18 protein-coding genes are annotated in these 19,668 nt (G+C 62.9%); 9 read left to right on the top strand and 9 right to left on the bottom strand.

Annotated elements, in window-relative coordinates:
• The first annotated feature begins 168 nt into the window (after window positions 1–168).
• Window positions 169–1,095, top strand: coding sequence for a Gfo/Idh/MocA family oxidoreductase (locus SS05631_RS04130; protein ID WP_037413873.1), 927 nt, complete (start codon window positions 169–171; stop codon window positions 1,093–1,095).
• A gap of 171 nt (window positions 1,096–1,266) precedes the next feature.
• Here SS05631_RS04130 and SS05631_RS04125 read toward each other — a convergent pair whose 3' ends face one another.
• Both SS05631_RS04125 and SS05631_RS04115 read right to left on the bottom strand, forming a co-directional pair.
• On the bottom strand, window positions 1,267–1,731 hold the full coding sequence (locus tag SS05631_RS04125; RefSeq protein ID WP_037413871.1) for a DNA polymerase III subunit chi: 465 nt from the start codon (window positions 1,729–1,731) through the stop codon (window positions 1,267–1,269).
• A 120-nt stretch (window positions 1,732–1,851) separates the two neighbouring features.
• Complete coding sequence (locus SS05631_RS04115; protein ID WP_095677926.1) at window positions 1,852–3,345, bottom strand: leucyl aminopeptidase; 1,494 nt, start codon at window positions 3,343–3,345, stop codon at window positions 1,852–1,854.
• Window positions 3,346–3,427: 82 nt separating this feature from the next.
• On the opposite strand from SS05631_RS04115, the gene SS05631_RS04110 reads away from it, so the two are divergent.
• The 7 genes from SS05631_RS04110 to rsmA all read left to right on the top strand — a co-directional run bounded on the left by SS05631_RS04110 (window position 3,428) and on the right by rsmA (window position 11,258).
• On the top strand, window positions 3,428–3,661 hold the full coding sequence (locus tag SS05631_RS04110) for a hypothetical protein (protein WP_037413867.1): 234 nt from the start codon (window positions 3,428–3,430) through the stop codon (window positions 3,659–3,661).
• Window positions 3,658–4,830: an LPS export ABC transporter permease LptF gene (gene lptF / locus SS05631_RS04105; protein ID WP_037413865.1), complete on the top strand. Its 1,173-nt coding sequence runs from the start codon at window positions 3,658–3,660 to the stop codon at window positions 4,828–4,830. The genes SS05631_RS04110 and lptF overlap by 4 nt, the downstream gene beginning before the upstream one ends.
• Window positions 4,827–5,909 carry an LPS export ABC transporter permease LptG gene (lptG, locus tag SS05631_RS04100; RefSeq protein ID WP_037413863.1) on the top strand — a complete coding sequence of 361 codons (1,083 nt, stop codon included), beginning with the start codon at window positions 4,827–4,829 and terminating at the stop codon, window positions 5,907–5,909. The genes lptF and lptG overlap by 4 nt, the downstream gene beginning before the upstream one ends.
• On the top strand, window positions 5,909–8,257 hold the full coding sequence (locus SS05631_RS04095; protein ID WP_037413861.1) for an LPS-assembly protein LptD: 2,349 nt from the start codon (window positions 5,909–5,911) through the stop codon (window positions 8,255–8,257). Before lptG ends, SS05631_RS04095 begins: the two co-directional genes overlap by 1 nt.
• 198 nt (window positions 8,258–8,455) lie before the next feature.
• Complete coding sequence (locus SS05631_RS04090) at window positions 8,456–9,394, top strand: peptidylprolyl isomerase (protein ID WP_037413859.1); 939 nt, start codon at window positions 8,456–8,458, stop codon at window positions 9,392–9,394.
• A gap of 11 nt (window positions 9,395–9,405) precedes the next feature.
• Window positions 9,406–10,434 (top strand): 4-hydroxythreonine-4-phosphate dehydrogenase PdxA, encoded by a 1,029-nt coding sequence (gene pdxA / locus SS05631_RS04085; RefSeq protein ID WP_037413857.1) that lies wholly within the window; start codon window positions 9,406–9,408, stop codon window positions 10,432–10,434.
• Window positions 10,434–11,258, top strand: coding sequence for a 16S rRNA (adenine(1518)-N(6)/adenine(1519)-N(6))-dimethyltransferase RsmA (rsmA, locus tag SS05631_RS04080; RefSeq protein WP_037413856.1), 825 nt, complete (start codon window positions 10,434–10,436; stop codon window positions 11,256–11,258). The genes pdxA and rsmA overlap by 1 nt, the downstream gene beginning before the upstream one ends.
• A gap of 15 nt (window positions 11,259–11,273) precedes the next feature.
• On the opposite strand, the gene gmk is transcribed toward rsmA, so the two are convergent.
• The 7 genes from gmk to fabD all read right to left on the bottom strand — a co-directional run bounded on the left by gmk (window position 11,274) and on the right by fabD (window position 18,278).
• The gene (gmk, locus tag SS05631_RS04075) at window positions 11,274–11,933 is read right to left on the bottom strand and encodes a guanylate kinase (protein WP_037379753.1); all 660 of its coding nucleotides are present in this window, start codon (window positions 11,931–11,933) and stop codon (window positions 11,274–11,276) included.
• A 3-nt stretch (window positions 11,934–11,936) separates the two neighbouring features.
• Window positions 11,937–12,824, bottom strand: a complete 888-nt coding sequence (locus SS05631_RS04070) for a YicC/YloC family endoribonuclease (RefSeq protein WP_037413969.1) — start codon at window positions 12,822–12,824, stop codon at window positions 11,937–11,939.
• A gap of 198 nt (window positions 12,825–13,022) precedes the next feature.
• On the bottom strand, window positions 13,023–14,210 hold the full coding sequence (mltG, locus tag SS05631_RS04065; RefSeq protein ID WP_037413855.1) for an endolytic transglycosylase MltG: 1,188 nt from the start codon (window positions 14,208–14,210) through the stop codon (window positions 13,023–13,025).
• Window positions 14,211–14,496: 286 nt separating this feature from the next.
• Entirely contained in the window at window positions 14,497–15,762 is a 1,266-nt protein-coding gene (gene fabF, locus SS05631_RS04060; protein ID WP_037413968.1) for a beta-ketoacyl-ACP synthase II, read from the bottom strand.
• A 217-nt stretch (window positions 15,763–15,979) separates the two neighbouring features.
• Window positions 15,980–16,216: an acyl carrier protein gene (locus tag SS05631_RS04055; protein WP_003531676.1), complete on the bottom strand. Its 237-nt coding sequence runs from the start codon at window positions 16,214–16,216 to the stop codon at window positions 15,980–15,982.
• Between the two features lie 340 nt (window positions 16,217–16,556).
• Entirely contained in the window at window positions 16,557–17,294 is a 738-nt protein-coding gene (fabG, locus tag SS05631_RS04050; RefSeq protein WP_037413853.1) for a 3-oxoacyl-[acyl-carrier-protein] reductase, read from the bottom strand.
• Between the two features lie 39 nt (window positions 17,295–17,333).
• Window positions 17,334–18,278, bottom strand: coding sequence for an ACP S-malonyltransferase (fabD, locus tag SS05631_RS04045; RefSeq protein ID WP_037413850.1), 945 nt, complete (start codon window positions 18,276–18,278; stop codon window positions 17,334–17,336).
• Between the two features lie 327 nt (window positions 18,279–18,605).
• On the opposite strand from fabD, the gene SS05631_RS04040 reads away from it, so the two are divergent.
• Window positions 18,606–19,649, top strand: a complete 1,044-nt coding sequence (locus SS05631_RS04040; RefSeq protein WP_037413849.1) for an aldo/keto reductase — start codon at window positions 18,606–18,608, stop codon at window positions 19,647–19,649.
• The last annotated feature ends 19 nt before the right edge of the window (window positions 19,650–19,668 follow it).

The raw sequence follows: 19,668 nt of genomic DNA, 5'->3' as shown, positions 1-19,668 counted from the left end.
TCCGAATGATGAGGGCGCAAGACCATCGTCATCCGAGGCATAACAGATTTGTTTGCATCTTGTGCCCCGAGGTGCCAGCTTGTTTCAAGACCGAACCCCGCTTGCCCGCCGCCCTCAATCTGCTACAAGAGGCGGCAATAAGTCATACTAATTAAGAGCGAAGCACCCATGTCCCCCATTCGAATTGCCATTGTCGGCGTCGGCAAGATCGTGCGCGATCAGCATCTGCCGGCGCTTGCCAAGGATGCCGACTATCAACTGATCGCGGCAGCGAGCCGCCATGGAACGGTCGACGGCATCGACAATTTCAAGTCGATCGAGGCGATGCTCGAGGCGGTACCGGCGATCGACGCGGTGTCGCTCTGCATGCCGCCGCAATACCGCTACGAAGCGGCCCGCACTGCCCTCGAGGCCGGCAAGCACGTCTTCCTCGAGAAACCGCCGGGCGCGACCTTGAGCGAGGTCGCGGACCTTGAGGCGCTGGCGGCGGCCAAGGGCCGTTCGCTCTTCGCCAGCTGGCATTCGCGCTATGCACCGGCGGTCGAAGCCGCCAAGGCCTTTCTGGCGTCGACGGCGATCCGCACCGTCAGGATCATCTGGAAGGAGGATGTCCGCCACTGGCATCCGAACCAGGAATGGATCTGGGCAGCCGGCGGGCTCGGCGTGTTCGATCCGGGCATCAATGCCCTGTCAATCATCACCCACATCCTGCCGCGGCCGATCTTCATAGCCTCGGCGACGCTTGAATTCCCCGAGAACCGCGACGCACCGATCGCCGCCTCGATCGCCTTCAGCGATGCCCAAAAGCTCGACGTTTCGGCCGAATTCGACTGGCGCCAGACGGGCAAGCAGAGCTGGGACATCATTGCCGAGACCGAAGCCGGCGAGATGGTTCTTTCCGAAGGCGGTGCCAAGCTCGCCATCGACGGCAAGATCGTCCACGACGAGCCGGAGCAGGAATATCCGATGCTCTATCGCCGTTTCGCCGAGATCATCAAGGAGGGCCGGTCGGACGTCGACCTGTCGCCGCTCCGGCACGTCGCCGACGCCTTCATGCTCGGCCGACGAAAATTCGTGGAAGCATTCCACGACTGAGATGAAGTGCCGGCGGGGTATCGTTTGCCTCTCGCCGCTGTTTGCAGATTTGCCCCTCACCCTAACCCTCTCCCCGCACGCGGGGAGAGGGGACTTAGAGGGGCCGCGAGTCTCCTTCGCCCCGGCTGCGGGGAGAAGGAGGCCGGCAGGCCGGATGAGGGGCACGGGCGATCATCCCTGCTGTGATTCGGCCTTCTTCTCCCACCTTCCGTCGCGGTTTTGCTGCCAATAGGTGAGGTTATGCCCCTCGCCCTTCAGCCGCTTCCATTGGCCGCGCGCCGCCTCGAGTTGCCCCTGGTCGTACCCGTCGAACATGAAGACGACGCGCTGGTATTCGGAAAGCGGCGGCGGCTCGGCGCCGTCGACGAGGAAGCGCACGGTCGCGCTATTCCGGTTGCCACTGTCGGCGACGATCAGGATCGGTTGCTCGGCGGCAAACTCACCCGCATCCGTGCCGTGCGGCAGAAAGCTGTCGTCGCGGTAGACCCAGAGATGCGTGTCGAGCGCGTCGCGCCTCTCCGCATCGACCGTTTGCACGGCCACCCGCCAGCCGCGCTCGAGGCTTCTGTCCAGGAGCGGCGGCAGGGCGTCCTCGAGTTTCGATTCGGTCAGGTGGTAGAAAAGGATTTCGGTCATTCCCGCAGCCCACTACAGCGCCGCGCGTCTTATCAGACGCGCAAAGGACGCTGTAGCACTTTGGATTGCTGCATGTCTTTATCCTTAAATCGGCGATTTAAGGAAACATGCAGTAGGCAATCAGGATTCGTAGTTTGCCCGGACCAGTTCGTCGAGGAGACGCACGCCGAAGCCGGAACCCCAGGACTGGTTGATCTCATCGGTCGGCGAACCCATGGCTGTGCCGGCGATGTCGAGATGCGCCCAGGGCGTATCCTTGACGAACCGCTTCAGGAACTGCGCCGCCGTCACCGAACCGCCGTGGCGGCCGCCGGTATTTTTCATGTCTGCAAATTTGCTGTCGATCATCTTGTCGTATTCCTTGCCGAGCGGCATCCGCCACAGGCGCTCCCGCGTCGTCGTGCCGGCCTTCAGCAGCTGTTCGGCGAGGCGATCATCGTTCGAGAACAGCCCGGCATAATGATTGCTGAGCGCCACCATGATCGCGCCGGTCAGCGTGGCGAGGTCGATCATCGCCTTCGGCTTGAAGCGATCGTTGCAATACCAGAGCGCGTCGCAGAGGACGAGCCTGCCTTCGGCATCGGTGTTGATCACCTCTATCGTCTGGCCGGACATGGACGTGACGATATCGCCAGGGCGCTGCGCACTGCCGTCCGGCATGTTCTCCACGAGCCCGATGATGCCGACGGCATTGACGCTCGCCTTGCGGGCCGCCAGCACATGCATGAGACCGGTCACGGCGGCGGCACCGCCCATATCTCCCTTCATCTCCTCCATGCCGGAGGCGGGCTTGATCGAGATGCCGCCCGTGTCGAACACGACGCCCTTGCCGATGAAGGCAATCGGCTTGTCCTTTGCCTTGCCGCCCTTCCACTGCATCACGACCAGCCGCGGCGGGCGGGACGATCCTTGCGCGACGCCGAGGAGCGCGCCCATTCCGAGCTTCTTCATTTCCCGCTCGGTCAGGATCTCGACCTCGATGCCGAGCCTCTCAAGTTCCTTCGCACGCGCCGCGAACTCCACGGGGCCGAGCACATTGGCGGGCTCGTTGACGAGGTCGCGCGCCAGGAAAACGCCCTCGCCGACCGCCTGGGCGGTGGCGAATGCCTTCTTCGCGGCGATGACCATACCGGTGACGATGGTGACCTTCACCACTTTCTGAGCAGACTTCGAGTCGTCGTCGGACTTGCGTGTCTTGTAGCTGTCGAAGGCATAGGCGTTCATTTCCATGCCGAGGGCGAAGTCGGCCGCCGCCTTGCCGGTTACCTCGGCATCCGGCGCATCGATGAAGATGGTGGCCTTCTCGGCGTTGCGCAGCTTCGCGGCCGCGGCACCGCCGGCTTTCAGCCAGTCGTGGCTCGTGAGCGCTGCCACATCTCCAAGGCCGAGCAGAATGATCCGATCCGCCGGCGAGCCGTGCGGGGCGACGACGTCGAGCGTGGAGAGCGCCTTGCCGGTGAACTTGCCGATCTTCGCCGCCTTCGGCAGCACTCCCTCGGGATCCACGACAGCGGCACCTGCCGGTTCCTTCGCGCCGGCGACCTGCAGGAGGACTGCGGAGCCCCCGGCCGGGCGGTGGGATTTGCTGAACGTGAACTCGAACTTCATCGGCATACAGGGGACTCCGGCATTTCTGGTGGGCTTCCGTCCGGCTGTTACCGGACGGCTACAGTGGCGGACATTCGCGACGTCGACCATGTTCAAAACCGTGGCGGGCACCCTTCTCGCTTTTGAAGCGCTTGGCAAGATGCCCGCACATGTTTACATGCGGTTAACCGCAGTTCTTCGCCTTATATTATCCCTGTTGTTCGAGACTCTGGGTTTCGACGAAGGAGACGGGAAACCGGTTCGGCCGGAACGCGAATACGAGGCTCGTAAGCGCATGAACGGCTCGAATGAAGAGCAGGAATTGGGTCGGAAACGGGTATGAAGCTGATCGAACGCTACATCTTCCGGCGCGCCACGATCATGTTCCTGGCAACGCTCCTGCCGCTGCTCGGCATCGTCTGGACCACGCAGGCGCTGACCAACGTCAACCTGGTCACCGACAGCGGCCAGTCGATCTTCGCCTTCCTCAAGCTCGCGACCTTGATCCTGCCTTCGGTCGTCCCAATCATCCTGCCCTTCGCGCTTTTGATCGGCGTCACCCAGACGCTGAGCGTGATGAACACCGATTCGGAACTGACGGTGCTCAACGCCGCCGGCAGTTCGCGCATGTCGGTCATCCGGCCGGTGATCTATCTTGCCGTGGGGCTCAGCGTCCTTTCCTTCGTCATCGACAATTTCGTCGAGCCCTACTCGCGCGTTGCGGTGCGCAAGATGATTGCTACGGCCCATGCCGACCTGCTTTCCTCAGTGGTGCAGGAAAACGCCTTCCGGAAGATCACCGACGGACTTTACGTGCAGGTCGCGGCGCGGCGCAGCGGCGGCGTCCTGCACGGAATCTTCGTCGCCGATTCGCGCAATCCGAACTTCGAGCTCGTCTACTATGCCCGCGAGGGCGCGGTCGACGAGGAGCGTTCGGCGCTGGTGATGAAGGACGGCGAAGTCCATCGCAAACTGCCGGACGGCGGCGTCTCGGTCATCAAGTTCGATTCCTACGCCTTTGATCTTACCGACATGACCAGGGCGGCGGGCGAAGCCACCATTCGGGCCAAGGATCGCGACCTCTTCTATCTCATCGATCCCGATCCGGAAGATCCTTCCTACAAGCGCTCGCCGCTGACCTTTACGGCGGAACTGCACCGGCGCCTCACCGAGTGGACCTACCCGCTCCTCTTCGGTTTGATCGCCCTCGTCGTCAGCAGCGATGCCCGCTCGCACCGGGAGGCGCGCGTTCATCCGACGATCAGTGCCGTGGGCGCGGCCCTCGTCATCCGCTGGATGACCTTCTACGCCGGCAACAGCGCCGAAGATTCGATCTGGTTCATACCGCTCATGTATCTGGTGCCGCTGGTGACCGGCGCCCTGGCGATTCGCCAGCTCGCCAGCAACCGCCGCCTCGACATACCCATGACGTGGAAGGAAAAATTCACCGATCTCATGTTGCGGCTTCGGCTCGTGCGGCCGGCCGGCGCCGACGGGGAACAGGCGTCATGATCCTCAACACCCTCGGACTCTATTTCTTCAAACGTTACATCGTCACCACGTTCTGGTTCCTGGTCGGCATCTTCGCGCTGATCTTCATCATCGATTTCAGCGAGCTCTCCAGCCGCATGTCGGCCCTGCCGCACTACACGGTCAGCGGCGCCCTGTTGATGACGACGTTCCGCATCCCGACCATCCTGCAGCAGACGGTACCCTTCGTGGCCCTGTTTTCCGCCATGGCTGCACTGATCTCGCTCAACCGCCGCTACGAGCTAGTCGTCACGCGGGCCGCCGGCATTTCCGTCTGGCAGTTCCTGAGACCCTTCGTGCTGGGTGCGTTCCTCTTCGGCGTTCTCGCCGTCGCAGCCCTCAACCCGCTTGCCGCCTGGGGAACGAAACGGGCGGAAGCGCTGGAGGCGGAATGGGGTTCCTCCCGCTCGGCGCAATCCAATTCGATTCCGTGGCTTCGACAGATCTATGACGGCACCGACACGATCATCGGCGCCCGGTCCGTCCAGAACGGCGGCACGGAGCTCATCAACGTCACCGTCATCCACTTTGATCCACAGGGAACCATCATCCTGCGTCAGGATGCCAAGTCGGCGAAACTCGAAGATGGTTACTGGCTCCTTAACGGGGTCACCGAAAGCGGCAACGGACGGCTGCCCCGACGTCTGGAAACGGTACGTCTTCGTACCAATCTGAAAGCCGATTTCGTCCAGGAACGCTTGGCAAAGGCTGATTCCATTCAGTTTTTCGACCTGCCGCACAAAATCGAAGTGGCCCGATCCTTCGGCTTCTCGACCGACGCCATGGAGACCCAGCTACACTCGCTCCTGTCGCTGCCACTGCTTCTCGTTGCGATGACTTTGATCGCCGCCTGCGTGTCTCTAAAGTTTAGCCGGTTCAACCAATCGCGCTCCGTAATTCTCGGTGGAATCCTGTCAGGCTTCGTGCTTTATGTCGTCACCGTGCTTGTCAAAGCATTCGGGAGCAGCGGTATCGTGCCTCCGTTCGTTGCAGCCTGGTTGCCAGTTGTTGTAGCGATGGCGCTGGGCTCGACGATTCTATTGCATCAGGAGGATGGCTAGTGGCGGCAGGCAACCGCGGACCTATGAAGCTTATCAACGCCGCCCTCCTCGCAGGCGTGGCGCTGCATGCGCTTGCCATCGGAATGCATGCGCCGGCCATGGCGCAGGACACATCTACCCGAATCGACCAGCTGCAGCCGAACATCCCGGCCGACGCGAAGCTCCTGCTGACCGCCAATGAGCTGGTCTACAACCGCGACACGGAAATCGTCATCGTGCGCGGCAACGTCCAGATCGAATATGGCGGCTACAAGATGGTGGCCCGCCAGGTCGAGTACAATCAGCAAAGCGGCCGTATTCTTGCGACCGGGGAAGTGCAGCTGATCGAGCCCGGCGGCAATGTCGTCTATGCCGACAAGATGGACGTCACCGACGATTTCGGCGATGGTTTCGTCACGGCGTTGCGGATTGAAACCACCGACCTGACCCGGCTTGCGGCCGAAAGCGGCGAACGGCGCGGCGGCGAAGAATTCATCCTCAACAAGGCCGTCTATACCGCCTGTACGCCCTGCTCGACCAAACCGGAGCACCGCTCGCTGTGGCACATCAAGGCGCAGCGTGTCATTCAGAACGGCCGCACCCGCACGATTCGCCTTGAACACGCCTATTTCGAGCTCTTCGGAAAGCCGATCGCCTACATACCGGTGATGGAAATTCCCGACCACACCGTCAAACGCAAGAGCGGCTTCCTGTTTCCGACTTTCCGCTACGCGCAGAAACTCGGCGCCGGCGTCGGCATCCCCTATTATTGGGCGATCTCGCCCTATATGGACGCAACCGTCACCGCGACCGGATTGACGCGCCAGGGCTTCCTGCTCGAAGGCGAGTTCCGCCAGCGGTTCCACAACGGCATGCATACGCTGAACGTGGCCGGCATCAGCCAGATGGACCGGGACCAGTTCACGCCCGGAACCGTCGATGCGCAGGAGACCGCACGCGGCATGGTGGCGTCCAAGGGCCGATTCGAGATCAATCCGCGCTGGACCTTCGGCTGGAACGTTCTCGTCCAATCAGACAACAACTTCGCCAAGACCTACGACCTTTCGTCGTTCGATGGCACGACCTATGTCAACCAGGCCTACTTGTCCGGTCTCGGCAAGCGCAACTATTTCGACCTGCGCGCCTTCTATTTCGACATCCAGGATGCCGATCCGGACAGCATCGCCGAAAACCAGCAGCCGATCGCGCAGGTCCTCGACTATTCCTACACGGCGCCCGAACCGGTGCTGGGCGGCGAGCTCAATGCCGACTTCAACTTCACGAACGTCAAGCGCAACCGGCTCGACCGCGACACGACGATTTTCGGCGTGGATCGCTTCCGCGGGCTTGAGGGAACGTCGCATCGCCTGACCGGCGAACTCGAATGGAAGCGGACCTTCATCGCCCCAGGCGGTCTGGCGCTGACGCCATTGCTTGCGGCGCGCGGCGACGCGATCGGCGTCAATGTCGACGACCCCGTCGGCTACACCGGTGATTTCACCAGCAGCGATGCCGTGACGCGGAGCATGCTCACCGCGGGTCTCGAGGCGCGCTATCCGATCCTTTTTGCCGGTGAAACGAGCAGCCACGTGCTGGAGCCGATCGCACAGCTCTATGCGCGGCCGAACGAACAATATGCCGGCGCACTGCCGAACGAAGATGCCCAGAGCTTCGTCTTCGACGCCACCAATCTCTTCGACCGCGACAAGTTTTCCGGTTTCGACCGGATCGAGGGCGGAACACGTGCCAATGTCGGCTTCCGTTACACCGGAAGCTTCGACAACGGCTACGGCCTGCGCGCCATTGCCGGGCAATCGTTCCACCTCGGCGGCCTCAACTCCTTCGCAACTGACGATCTCGTCAAGGCTGGGGCGGATTCGGGCCTGGAAAGCGACCGATCCGATTACGTGGCGATGTTCGGCGTCGACGCGCCTTCCGGTTTGATGGCAAGTCTCTCCGGCCGTCTGGACGAAGAGGACTTCAGCCTGCGGCGTGCCGATGCGACGGTCGGCTATCTCGGGCTGACATGGCAGGCCGCCTTCACCTATACGCGGATCGAGGCACAGCCGCTCTACGGCTCGGCCTTCGATCAGGACGAGATCCAATCGGCTGCCGCCTATCGGTTCCACGACTACTGGTCGGTGTTCGGCGGCGTGACTTACGACATCAATGAGGGCGTCGTAACCCGGCATGGCTTGGGACTGACCTATGACGATCAGGACACGCTGTTCTCGATCGTCTACAAGTCGGAGCGGGATACGGACAGCACGGTCGCCAACGACTGGTCGATCGGTGCCCGCATCAGTTTCCGCACGCTCGGCGACATCAATGTGGGCGAGACCACCTTCGAAGAGCTGGACTATTTCTGAGACGTCCCTCGCTCCTCTTCTAATCTCGAGCGCCGTGATCGCGCCGCATAAATGCGGCGCGATCGTTTGATCACGCGCTCTTGTCATCGTTTAGCCGCATGTATTATGCATTTCCCACAAATTGACAGTGGGCAGGCGGACGGTTGAGGCTGTGGCAACGGCTGCGAGCAATCGACGCGGGATGAGCAGGGAACGATAATGGGCGGGAAATTCTCGATCGTGAAGGCGCTCTCCGCCCTGGCGGTCGCCGGGGTGCTGAGCTTTGCTTCGGGTACGGCCGTTCAGGCTGCGAGCGGAGTGAGTGTAATCGTCAACAATACGGTGATCACCTCAGGTGATATCGCCAAGCGCGTGGCGTTCCTTCGCCTGCAGCGCCAGGGCGGCGGCGCGGCCGAAGCCAAGAAGCAGCTGATCGACGAGGTGCTGAAGCGCGCCGAGATCGCGCGCGTCCAGCAGTCGGTGAGCACCCAGGAGGTCGACGCCGCCTATGCGCGGTTTGCCGCCGGCAACAAGCTGTCGCCTGAACAGCTCGGCAAGATTCTCGACCAATCCGGCGTCGGTGTCGAGCATTTCAAACAATATATCGCTGTCCAGATGAGCTGGCCGCGGGTCGTCAATTTCCGCTATGGCAGCGCCACGCGCCTCTCCGGTGGCGATCTCGTCAAACGCATGATGGAAGGCGGCGGCGACAAGCCGGTCACCACCGAGTACTTCCTGCAGCAGGTCATCTTCGTCATACCGGAAAAGAAGCGCGGCGCAATCACCGCCAAGCGGCAGGCCGAAGCCAATGCCTCGCGCTCGAAGTTCCCCGGCTGCGAGACGTCGAAGGTGTTTGCCGCGAACTACCGTGACGTATCGATCCGCAGCCTCGGCCGCGTGCTTGCCCAGCAGCTGCCGGAAGATTGGAAGCCGCTCGTCGAAAAGGCGGGCGACGGCATGACGACAGGTACGCGCGTCACCGAAAAAGGCGTCGAATATCTGGCAATCTGCAAGAAGCGCCAGGTCAATGACGACGCCGCCGCCGAAGTCGTCTTCCGCGCCGAGGATATCGGCAAGAAGAAGGCCGGCGGCGAAGATCCGAACAGCGAAAAATATCTCGAGGAACTGCGCTCCAAGGCGCAGATCGTCAATAAGTAATACGGGCTAACATGAGCGACACGCGCGGCAGGCCGGTTGCCCTGACGATGGGCGACCCGGCCGGTATCGGCCCGGACATCACTCTTGCCGTTTGGGCAAAGCGGGAGGCGCAGGCAACTGCGCCTTTCCTCTTCATCGGCGACCCCGCGGTGCTTTCGGCACGCGCCAAGACGCTCGGTATCACCGTGCGGATCGAGGAAACCGATTGTCTCAACTCCGCCGCCGTTTTCCCGAATGCCCTGCCGGTATTGCCGATCCCATGTCGCGCTACCGTTACCGCCGGTGAACCGAGCGCGGAGAATGCCGCTGCCGTGACCGAAGCGATCGATACAGCCGTTCGACTCGTCATCGCCGGTGAGGCGTCGGCCGTGACGACAAATCCCATCGCCAAAGCCGTGCTCTACGAGGCGGGCTTCCGCTTCCCCGGCCATACGGAATACCTCGCCGATCTGGCGGAGAAGGCGACCGGAACCGCCGTCCTGCCGGTGATGATGCTGGCGGGGCCGAAACTGCGCGCCGTTCCCGTGACGATCCATATCCCGCTCAAGGATGTTCCCGCCGCACTGACGCCGGATCTGATCTACCGGACCTCTACGATTACCGCCGCCGATCTCAAGAGCCGCTTCGGGCTGGAGACGCCGCGCCTGGCGATCGCCGGACTGAACCCGCATGCCGGAGAAGGCGGCGCGCTCGGTCTCGAGGACGATGCTGTCATCCGCCCGGTCGTCGACCGGCTTCGCGGCGAAGGTCTGAACGTCGTCGGCCCGCTTCCGGCGGACACCATGTTCCACGACCGGGCAAGAGAGACCTACGACGTCGCGATCTGCATGTATCACGATCAAGCGCTGATCCCAGCCAAGGCGCTCGGCTTCGACGAGAGCGTCAATGTGACGCTTGGCTTACCTTTCATCAGAACATCGCCGGACCACGGCACCGCCTTTGCGATTGCCGGAAAGGGAATGGCTCGCGAAGACAGCTTGCAGGCGGCCTTGCGGCTTGCCGCGGAACTTTCGGCAAATGCTGGGAAGGCTCAGCGCTGATGGCAGCTCTCGATGGTCTGCCGCCGCTTCGCGACGTCATCCAGCGCCACGGGCTGGATGCAAAGAAGGCGCTTGGGCAGAACTTCCTGCTCGATCTCAACCTCACCCAGAAGATCGCCCGCACGGCCGGCCCCCTTGACGACGTCACCGTCATCGAAGTGGGGCCGGGCCCCGGCGGGCTGACGCGCGCCATCCTGGCGCTCGGCGCAAAGAGGGTCGTGGCAATCGAACGAGACTCGCGTTGCCTGCCGGCACTTGCCGAAGTCGGCGCCCACTATCCCGGTCGGCTCGACATCATCGAAGGCGACGCCCTGAAGGTCGATTTCGAGAGCCTTGCCGAGGGTCCGGTGCGTATCATCGCCAACCTGCCCTACAATGTCGGCACGCAGCTTCTCGTCAACTGGCTGCTGCCGGAGCGCTGGCCGCCCTTCTGGGAGTCGATGACGCTGATGTTCCAGCGGGAAGTCGGATTGCGCATCGTCGCAGGCGCCGACGACGATCACTATGGCCGCCTTGGCGTCCTCTGCGGCTGGAGAACCAAGGCGCGCCTCGCCTTCGACGTGCCGCCGCAGGCCTTCACCCCTCCTCCGAAGGTCACGTCCACGGTCGTGCATCTCGAGCCGATCGAAACGCCCATTCCCTGTGTGGTATCCTCTCTCGAGAAAGTCACGCAGGCAGCCTTCGGCCAGCGCCGCAAGATGCTGCGCCAGAGCCTCAAGCCGCTCGGTGGCGAAGCACTGCTCGGCAAGGCCGGCATCGACCCGCAACGCCGAGCCGAGACGCTGACGGTCGAAGAATTCTGCCGCCTTGCGAATTGCCTGTGAGCCGACACGAAGGACTTAGAACGGGTTTTCCGTCAGAAGCCCGTTGACGAATTCGAACAGACCGGGGCGACGGTCGCGGCGCAGGCGCTCCGCTTCGATGATAGAACGGACCGAGGAGAAGGCGCGGTCCAGATCGTCGTTGACGACGATATAGTCGTATTCCCGCCAATGCTCGATCTCCGCGCGCGAGTTGGCGAGTCGAGTGGCGATCACCTCCTCGGTGTCTTCGGCGCGACGGTGCAGTCGCGACTGCAGCTCGGCCATGGACGGCGGCAGGATGAAGATCGAGACCACGTCGCCCGCCATCTTTTCCTGCAATTGCTGCGCACCTTGCCAGTCGATGTCGAAGAGCATGTCACGCCCTTCGGCCATCGCCGCCTCCACCGCGTCGCGCGGCGTGCCGTAAAAATTGCCGTGTACCTCGGCCCATTCGAGCAGCGAATCCGTCGCCCTCAGGGCTTCGAATTCGCGGATCGTCTTGAAGTGGTAGTGCCGGCCCTCGATCTCGCTCAGTCTCTTCGCGCGCGTCGTCACACTCACGGAAATGCTCAGTTCCGGATCGGCTTCAAGCAGGTTGCGCGCGATGGTCGACTTGCCCGCACCCGAGGGCGACGAGATCACGAGCATCAATCCGCGACGGGGTATCCTGATGGGCGATGCGGTCGCCGATTTCATGTGTTACTCCAGATTCTGAACCTGTTCGCGGAACTGGTCGATCACAACCTTCAGTTCGATGCCCGCGGCCGAGACGACAGCGGCATTCGACTTCGAACAGATCGTATTCGATTCCCGGTTAAATTCCTGTGCAAGGAAATCCAGCTTGCGTCCGACCGGACCGCCTTTCGTCAGAAGCTCGCGGGCGGCAGCGATATGCGAGCGGAGCCGGTCGATCTCTTCCCGGAGGTCGGCCTTGGTGGCAAGAAGTGCGACCTCGGCATGCAATCTCTCGCGGTCGATCGACGAGGCATTGTCCATGATCAGCGCGACCTGCTGCACCAGTCGCGCGGCAATGGCCGAAGGGCTGCGTGAGGGATCGTTCTCCACCGTCGTCGTCAGCGCTTCGATGCGGTCCACCTGCGCCAGCAGAACTTTTTCAAGCGCCGCTCCCTCGTCTTCGCGCATCGCCATGAGGTCGCCAAGCGCCAGCTCCAGCCCCTTGACAATGTCGGCGTCGCGGGCGGCGCGCTCGCTCTCGCTTTCCTCCGGCTCGCGAAGATCGATGATGCCGCGGAGCGACAGAAGCGTATCGAACCTCAGCGGCGCCGGATCGACGAGATCCCCGAGCTGCTCGCGGAGCCTCAGGACAGCGTCCAGGGCACCCCGATTGATCACGGCGTCGACGGCCGTCTCGCCGCCGCTGACCGACAGGGCGATCTGCAGGTTGCCGCGAGAGAAATACTGCGGAGCAAGACGCCGACAGTCGGGCTCGAAACGCTCCAGCCCCTGCGGCAGGCGGAGCCGCACATCGAGCCCCTTGCCGTTGACCGAGCGCAACTCCCAGGCCCAGCGATAGCGGCCGCTGCTCCCCTCTCTCCTGGCGAAGCCGGTCATCGATTGGAGCGGCATGGTTTCCTCCATTTCGCTGCTGAGTGCTTCCTCTAGCCGATTGCAGACGAGGGCCAAACACGCAGCGTTGCTAAGCTACAGCGGCTTTGTGCGTCCGCAAGAACGCAAGGCGCTGTCGTGCAGACAGCAATAGGGCGACGGCGCGGCATACCGCAAGGGATATCCGCGCCGTCCGCCAATCGTCCACAATGAGCCTGTCTATTGCGCCTCGGGCACCGTGGCGGCATCCGCAGCCGCCTTCGCCGCCTCGGCCGCCTTTTCGGCCTCGAGCTTTCGCCACCGCCGCACATTCGCATTGTGCTCTTCGAGGGTTGCGGCGAAGACGTGACCGCCGGTCCCGTCGGCGACAAAATAAAGCTCGGGCGTACGCGACGGATTGGCCACCGCTTCCAGCGCCGCCCGGCCCGGATTGGCGATCGGCGTCGGCGGCAGGCCCTTGATGATATAGGTGTTGTAGGGCGTTTGCTTTTCCAGGTCCGACTTCAGGATCGCCCGGTCGGCTGGTTTGCCCTCGCCGCCGAAGATGCCGTAGATGATCGTCGGATCCGACTGCAGGCGCATGCCTTTTTCCAACCGGTTGATGAACACGGAGGCTACACGCGGCCGTTCGTCTGCGCGGCCCGTTTCCTTCTCGACGATGGAGGCGAGCGTGACGAACTCGTCGACCGACGAAACCGGCAGCTTCGGGTCACGCTTTTCCCAGATCTGCTCGACCAGCGACTTTTGTGCCGCAACCATCTGCTGGACGATCTCGGCCCGCTTGGTGCCGCGGGTGAATTTGTAGGTGTCCGGCTTCAGCGAGCCTTCGGCCGGCAGTTCCGTTGGCAGGTCGCCCACGAGCACCGGGTCGTCCGCAAGCTTGCGGAACATCTGCTTCACCGTCAGCCCTTCCGGCAGAGACACGGCATAAAGGATCGACTTGCCGGATTTCAGCAGTTCCATGATCTCCTGCATCGACGCATGCGCCTTGATCTCGTATTCGCCGGCCTTCAGCGTTTCGTTGTCGAGATAGGCTTCGGAGACGAAGCGGAACACACGGGCGTCGGTGATGATGCTGTTGCGTTCCAGGTCCTCGGCAATCTGAATAATGCCGGCCCCGCTGCGCACGATGAAGTTCCTGTTCGCTTCCAGGGGCCCAGCTTTCTCGTATTCATGCATGGCGTAGTAGACGGCGCCCGCCGCCGCCAACACGACGAAAACCACCACGGTCATCAGGAAATTGAGGAAGATGACGACCTGGCTGCGTGCTTTCCTGGAACGCTTCGGCGGCTCCGGCACGCGTTCGGGTCGTAGCGCCTCGTTCGCCGACTTCGGAATGATCGGCCCGTTGCTCCCGGTCTCATTGCGGCCGAACTGCGCCGCGCTGTTATCGTTTGAGTCGCTCACGATTTTCCCGAATCCGAAACCCGCAAATTCAATTGAGCTGTCGCCGGCGCGAATTTCGGCTTAGACCGGCGGCAAGCGTAACGTGCACGAATGTGTCAGAGCAATGGATAGTCTACAATGCCGGTTGTGCCTTGCGCGAACATAGCCAAGCGGGGCGACGCCGACACGGCATTTCCCGCCGACAGCTTGTAGCGAGCATTGCGGCAAAAAGCGGGATAAGGCAACGCACGGGCCAGGAAAGCGCGAGCGGTTTCTCGCTCGCGCTGCCGCAGCCGGTCCGACGGGATCAGTGACCCCGGTAGCGGCGCAGCACCAGCGAAGCATTGGTGCCGCCGAATCCGAAGGAATTCGACAGGGCGACGTTGATTTCCCGCTTGCGGGCAACGTGCGGCACCAGGTCGATCTTCGTCTCGACCGACGGATTGTCGAGATTGAGGGTCGGCGGTGCGATATTGTCGCGAATCGCGAGCGCCGAGAAAATCGCCTCGACCGCGCCCGCAGCCCCGAGCAGATGACCGATCGCCGATTTCGTCGAAGACATCGAGATCTTCGAAGCGCTGTCGCCGACCAGCCGCTCGACCGCGCCGAGTTCGATCGTGTCGGCCATGGTGGATGTGCCGTGCGCGTTGATGTAGTCGACGTCGGCGGCTGTCAGGCCGGCGCGCTTCAGCGCCATCTGCATGCAACGGTAGGCGCCGTCGCCGTCTTCCGACGGAGCGGTGATGTGGAATGCGTCACCGGAAAGGCCGTAGCCGACCACCTCCGCGTAGATCTTGGCGCCGCGCGCCTTGGCGTGCTCAAGCTCCTCGAGAATGACGATGCCGGCGCCCTCGCCCATGACGAAGCCGTCGCGATCGGCATCATAGGGACGGGATGCCTTTTCCGGATTGTCGTTGTGCTGTGTCGAGAGCGCCTTGCAGGCGGCAAAGCCGGCGAGCGAAATGCGGCAGATCGGCGATTCTGTGCCGCCCGCCACCATCACGTCGGCGTCGCCGAGCGCGATCAGGCGGCTCGCATCGCCGATCGCGTGCGCGCCGGTCGAACACGCCGTGACAACCGAATGGTTCGGGCCGCGCAGCTTGTGGCGGATGGAGACCTGGCCGGAGGCGAGATTGATCAGGCGGCCGGGGATGAAGAAGGGCGAAAGCCGGCGCGGCCCCTTGTCGCGCAGCGTGTAGCCGCCTTCGACGATGCCTTCGAGGCCGCCGATGCCGGAGCCGATCAGCACGCCGGTGGCAATCTGATCCTCGTCGCTTTCCGGCTTCCAGCCGGCGTCCGCCAGCGCCATGTCGGCGGCGGCCATCGCGTAGACGATGAAGGGGTCGACCTTGCGCTGCTCCTTGGGCTCCATCCAGTCGTCGGCATTGAAGGTGCCGTCGGATCCGTCGCCGAACGGAATGCGGCAGGCGATCTTGGCGGGGAGGTCCTCGACCTCGAATTCGGTCACCTTGCGCGCCGCGTTGCCGCCGGCAAGAAGACGCGACCAGCTAACCTCGGTTCCGCAACCTAAAGGAGATACCATGCCGGTACCGGTGATAACGACACGTCTCATGCCCATGATCCACCCTGAACGTTCCATTCCGGAGCCCGACCGGTACGCGTGCGACGAGCCCGATCCCTGCATCCCTTGCAGCTTCGACGATCAGAGGGAAAGGCGGGAGCGCTTTGCTGATCGCGACCCGCAATCGCGGCGGGCCAGCCCACATCCCCAGGGCTGTACGGGCCGCGGTCCAGCGGCCCGCCGGGCGGCCTTGCGGCCGCAGCGACGATTAGGCCTGGGCCTTTTCGATGAACTTGACGGCGTCGCCGACGGTCAGGATCGAATCCGCCGCGTCGTCCGGAATCTCGACGCCGAATTCTTCTTCGAAGGCCATGACCAGTTCGACGGTGTCGAGCGAGTCCGCGCCGAGGTCGTCGATGAAGCTTGCGCCTTCGCTTACTTTTTCGGCATCGACGCCAAGATGATCAATAACAATTTTCTTCACGCGTTCTGCGATATCGCTCATGTCGGAGTTCCTCGACCTTCGTTTTCTCTGCGGCGCCATTGTTGGCGCCGGTACTCGTTCACGCCTGATAGACCAAGATGGCCCACCGGGCAATCCATTCAACCGAAAACCGCGGAAAACCCGTGGCAGCAGGGGCTGCCGGACAACCTGGCCGGACCGGTCGACTGCGCACAGTCATGGCCCGATTAACACGGTTTAAGTCTGCCGCAAAGTCCGAAAATGCCCGACATTCGCTTGCTCAACATTGAATTTCAGGCATTTGACATCGATGGGCGATCGCACTGACCGGGCGCCCGGCGGCAGGCAGCAGGCTGCATCACCCGGCCGCCGAAAAAGCAGGTCAGATCATCGCCATGCCGCCGTTGACGTGGATGGTCTGACCGGTGACGTAGCCCGCTTCGTTGGAGGCGAGATAGGCGACGGCGGAAGCGACTTCGACACCGCTTCCCATCCGGCGCATCGGGATCGCCGCCATGATGCCTTCCTTCTGCTTGTCGTTCAGCTTGCCGGTCATCGCGCTCTCGATGAAGCCCGGCGCCACGCAATTGACCGTGACGTTGCGGGTGGCGATCTCCTGGGCGAGCGACTTGGAGAAGCCGATCATGCCGGCCTTCGACGCGCAGTAGTTGGCCTGACCCGGATTGCCGGTCACGCCGACGACGGAAGTGATGTTGACGATGCGGCCAAACCGCCGGCGCATCATCGGATGCGTCAGCTCGCGGGTCAGCCGGAAGACGGCCGTCAGGTTGACCTCCAGGACATTATCCCAGTCCTCGTCGCTCATGCGGACGAAAAGACCGTCCTTGGTGATGCCGGCATTGTTGACGAGAATGTCCACGCCGCCGAGCTCGGTGTCCGCCTTCTCGCCGAGCGCCTTGACTTCCACGCGATCAGAGAGATTTGCCGGAAAGATCCGGACCCGCTCGCCAAGAGTGTTGGCGAGCGCCTCGAGCTTTTCGACGCGCGTGCCGTGAAGGCCGACAATTGCGCCTTGGGCGTGCAGCACGCGGGCGATTTCCTCGCCGATGCCGCCGGATGCACCGGTGACGAGAGCCTTGCGGCCGGAAAGATCGAACATGGATTTCTCCCTTTTACAATGGGCGCTTGATTGGGGCGCTCAGGCCAGAAGAGCGGCAAGCGCCGCGTCGATATCGGCGGGCGTATTGACGGCAAGGCCGTTGACGGTCTTGTCGATCCGCCGGGCAAGGCCGGTCAGCACCTTGCCCGAGCCGATCTCGTAGAGTGTCGTCACATCATTGGCGGCGAACCATTGCACCGTCTCGCGCCAGCGCACCTGACCGGTCACCTGCTCGACCAGCAGCCGGGCAATCTCGCCCGCATCGCTGACTGGAGCGGCCAGCACATTGGTGACGACCGGCACGAGCGGATCGCGCTTCTCGACAGTGGAAAGGGCATCGCGCATCGCGTCGGCGGCCGGCGCCATCAGGGCGGAATGGAAGGGTGCGGAGACCGGCAGCATCAGGGCGCGCTTTGCGCCTTTTTCAGAGGCGAGCGCGGCCGCCTTTTCCACCGCCTGCTTCTCGCCCGAGATCACCAGCTGCCCGCCGCCATTGTCATTGGCGATCTGGCAAGCACCGAGTGACAACGCCTCGCGACAGACCGCTTCGACATCCTCGTTTTCCAGGCCGATGATCGCAGCCATCGCGCCCCTGCCGACCGGGACGGCCGCCTGCATCGCATTGCCGCGGATGCGCAGGAGGCGCGCCGTATCGGCAAGCGAAAAGGTTCCGACGGCACAGAGCGCCGAATATTCGCCGAGCGAATGACCTGCAACGAAGGAAACCTTGTTTCTGAGATCGAGGCCTTTCGACTCGAGCACCCGGATGACTGCCATGGAGACGGCCATCAGCGCCGGCTGCGCATTCGCCGTCAGCGTCAGGGTTTCCTCGGGACCGTTCCACATGGTGTCGGAAAGCTTTTCACCGAGCGCGTCGTCGACCTCGGCGAAGACGGCTGCGACCTCCGGAAAGGCTTCGGCCAATTCCTTGCCCATGCCTACGGCCTGGCTGCCCTGACCGGGGAACGTGAATGCAATGCTCATCAGGAGTGCCCTTCCCTGGATTTCGACGGGCGATCGTGTCGGGCCCGTCGCAATCTGCTTTCTCGGTGTGAGTGGAACGCGGGCGCCGGCGCCACAGTAGCCTCACCCCACCGTTTTCCTCTCCATTCACATTCCTGAACGGCGAGTCAAGCGCGCCGCCCTCTCGTTGCCGGCTTTTGCCCTTGATCTTCGTCAAGCAAGGCTTAAGTTTGCCCGCATCGCCGCACCGGCTCGATATCCTCCAGGTTGCGGCATCACCCTATTCGAGGGCAGCGCGCCTTTCTCCTCCCGCCGGCGCGCATCCGCCAGCACAAGGAACGTGATTACATGCGCTACAATACGCTTGGCCGCACCGGCATCAAGGTTTCCGAAATCTGCCTCGGCACCATGACCTGGGGCTCGCAGAACAAGCCGATCGAAGCCCACGGGCAGCTCGACTATGCCGTCGAACGGGGCGTCAACTTCATTGACACCGCCGAACTTTATCCGACAACGCCGCTTTCGGCGGAAACCTACGGCAATACCGAGCGCATCATCGGCGACTGGCTGGCAGCCCGGCGCCGGCGCGACGACGTGGTGCTTGCCACGAAGGTCGCCGGCTCCGGCCGTCCTTATATCCGCAACGGCGGCCCGATGACGCCGGAGGGCATCGACGAAGCACTCGACGCCAGCCTCAAGCGGCTGAAGACCGACTATGTCGATCTCTACCAGCTGCACTGGCCCAATCGCGGCCACTACCACTTCCGCAATGCCTGGTCGTACGACCCGTCGCGGCAGGACAAGGAGCATGTAGCCGCCGATCTGAAGGCCATTCTCGACAAGCTCGGCGATCTGGTGAAGGCCGGCAAGATCCGCGCCATCGGGCTCTCCAACGACACCGCCTGGGGCACGATGAAGATGCTCGACCTCTCCGAGAAACACGGTCTGCCGCGAGTCGCCAGCATCCAGAACGAGTACAACCTGCTTTACCGCCCCTTCGACCTCGACCTCGCCGAACTCTCGCATCATGAAGACGTCGGGCTGCTTGCCTATTCGCCGCTCGCAGCCGGTTTGCTGACGGGCAAATATCTCGACGGGGCAAGACCCGCCGGCTCGCGCCTGTCGATCAACGGCGACCTCGGGGGCCGCTTCACGCCGCACCAGGAGCCGGCGGTCGCCGCCTATGTGGCGCTGGCGCGCGAGCATGGCCTCGATCCGGCGCAGATGGCGCTTGCCTTTTGCCTGACGCGCCCCTTCATGGCATCCGTCATCATCGGCGCAACATCGATCCCGCAGCTCAAGACCGCCATCGGCGCCGCCGACGTGACGCTGTCGCAGGATGTGCTGAATGGAATTCGCCGTCTCCACCGGCTCTATCCGGCGCCGATCTGAGCGACGCCGTCTCCTCCAT

The sequence above is a fragment of the Sinorhizobium sp. CCBAU 05631 genome (assembly GCF_002288505.1).
Taxonomy (GTDB): Bacteria; Pseudomonadota; Alphaproteobacteria; order Rhizobiales; family Rhizobiaceae; genus Sinorhizobium; species Sinorhizobium fredii_C.
This window is presented reverse-complemented; position numbering and strand designations above follow the sequence as displayed.

Excerpts from the sequence above, each read along its gene's own strand:
- SS05631_RS04130 (WP_037413873.1), top strand. The coding sequence starts at position 169 with ATGTCCCCCATTCGAATTGCCATTGTCGGCGTCGGCAAGATCGTGCGC.
- SS05631_RS04125 (WP_037413871.1), bottom strand. The coding sequence starts at position 1,731 with ATGACCGAAATCCTTTTCTACCACCTGACCGAATCGAAACTCGAGGAC.
- SS05631_RS04115 (WP_095677926.1), bottom strand. The coding sequence starts at position 3,345 with ATGCCGATGAAGTTCGAGTTCACGTTCAGCAAATCCCACCGCCCGGCC.
- SS05631_RS04110 (WP_037413867.1), top strand. The coding sequence starts at position 3,428 with ATGTTCAAAACCGTGGCGGGCACCCTTCTCGCTTTTGAAGCGCTTGGC.
- lptF (WP_037413865.1), top strand. The coding sequence starts at position 3,658 with ATGAAGCTGATCGAACGCTACATCTTCCGGCGCGCCACGATCATGTTC.
- lptG (WP_037413863.1), top strand. The coding sequence starts at position 4,827 with ATGATCCTCAACACCCTCGGACTCTATTTCTTCAAACGTTACATCGTC.
- SS05631_RS04090 (WP_037413859.1), top strand. The coding sequence starts at position 8,456 with ATGGGCGGGAAATTCTCGATCGTGAAGGCGCTCTCCGCCCTGGCGGTC.
- pdxA (WP_037413857.1), top strand. The coding sequence starts at position 9,406 with ATGAGCGACACGCGCGGCAGGCCGGTTGCCCTGACGATGGGCGACCCG.
- rsmA (WP_037413856.1), top strand. The coding sequence starts at position 10,434 with ATGGCAGCTCTCGATGGTCTGCCGCCGCTTCGCGACGTCATCCAGCGC.
- gmk (WP_037379753.1), bottom strand. The coding sequence starts at position 11,933 with ATGAAATCGGCGACCGCATCGCCCATCAGGATACCCCGTCGCGGATTG.
- SS05631_RS04070 (WP_037413969.1), bottom strand. The coding sequence starts at position 12,824 with ATGCCGCTCCAATCGATGACCGGCTTCGCCAGGAGAGAGGGGAGCAGC.
- fabF (WP_037413968.1), bottom strand. The coding sequence starts at position 15,762 with ATGAGACGTGTCGTTATCACCGGTACCGGCATGGTATCTCCTTTAGGT.
- SS05631_RS04055 (WP_003531676.1), bottom strand. The coding sequence starts at position 16,216 with ATGAGCGATATCGCAGAACGCGTGAAGAAAATTGTTATTGATCATCTT.
- fabG (WP_037413853.1), bottom strand. The coding sequence starts at position 17,294 with ATGTTCGATCTTTCCGGCCGCAAGGCTCTCGTCACCGGTGCATCCGGC.
- fabD (WP_037413850.1), bottom strand. The coding sequence starts at position 18,278 with ATGAGCATTGCATTCACGTTCCCCGGTCAGGGCAGCCAGGCCGTAGGC.
- SS05631_RS04040 (WP_037413849.1), top strand. The coding sequence starts at position 18,606 with ATGCGCTACAATACGCTTGGCCGCACCGGCATCAAGGTTTCCGAAATC.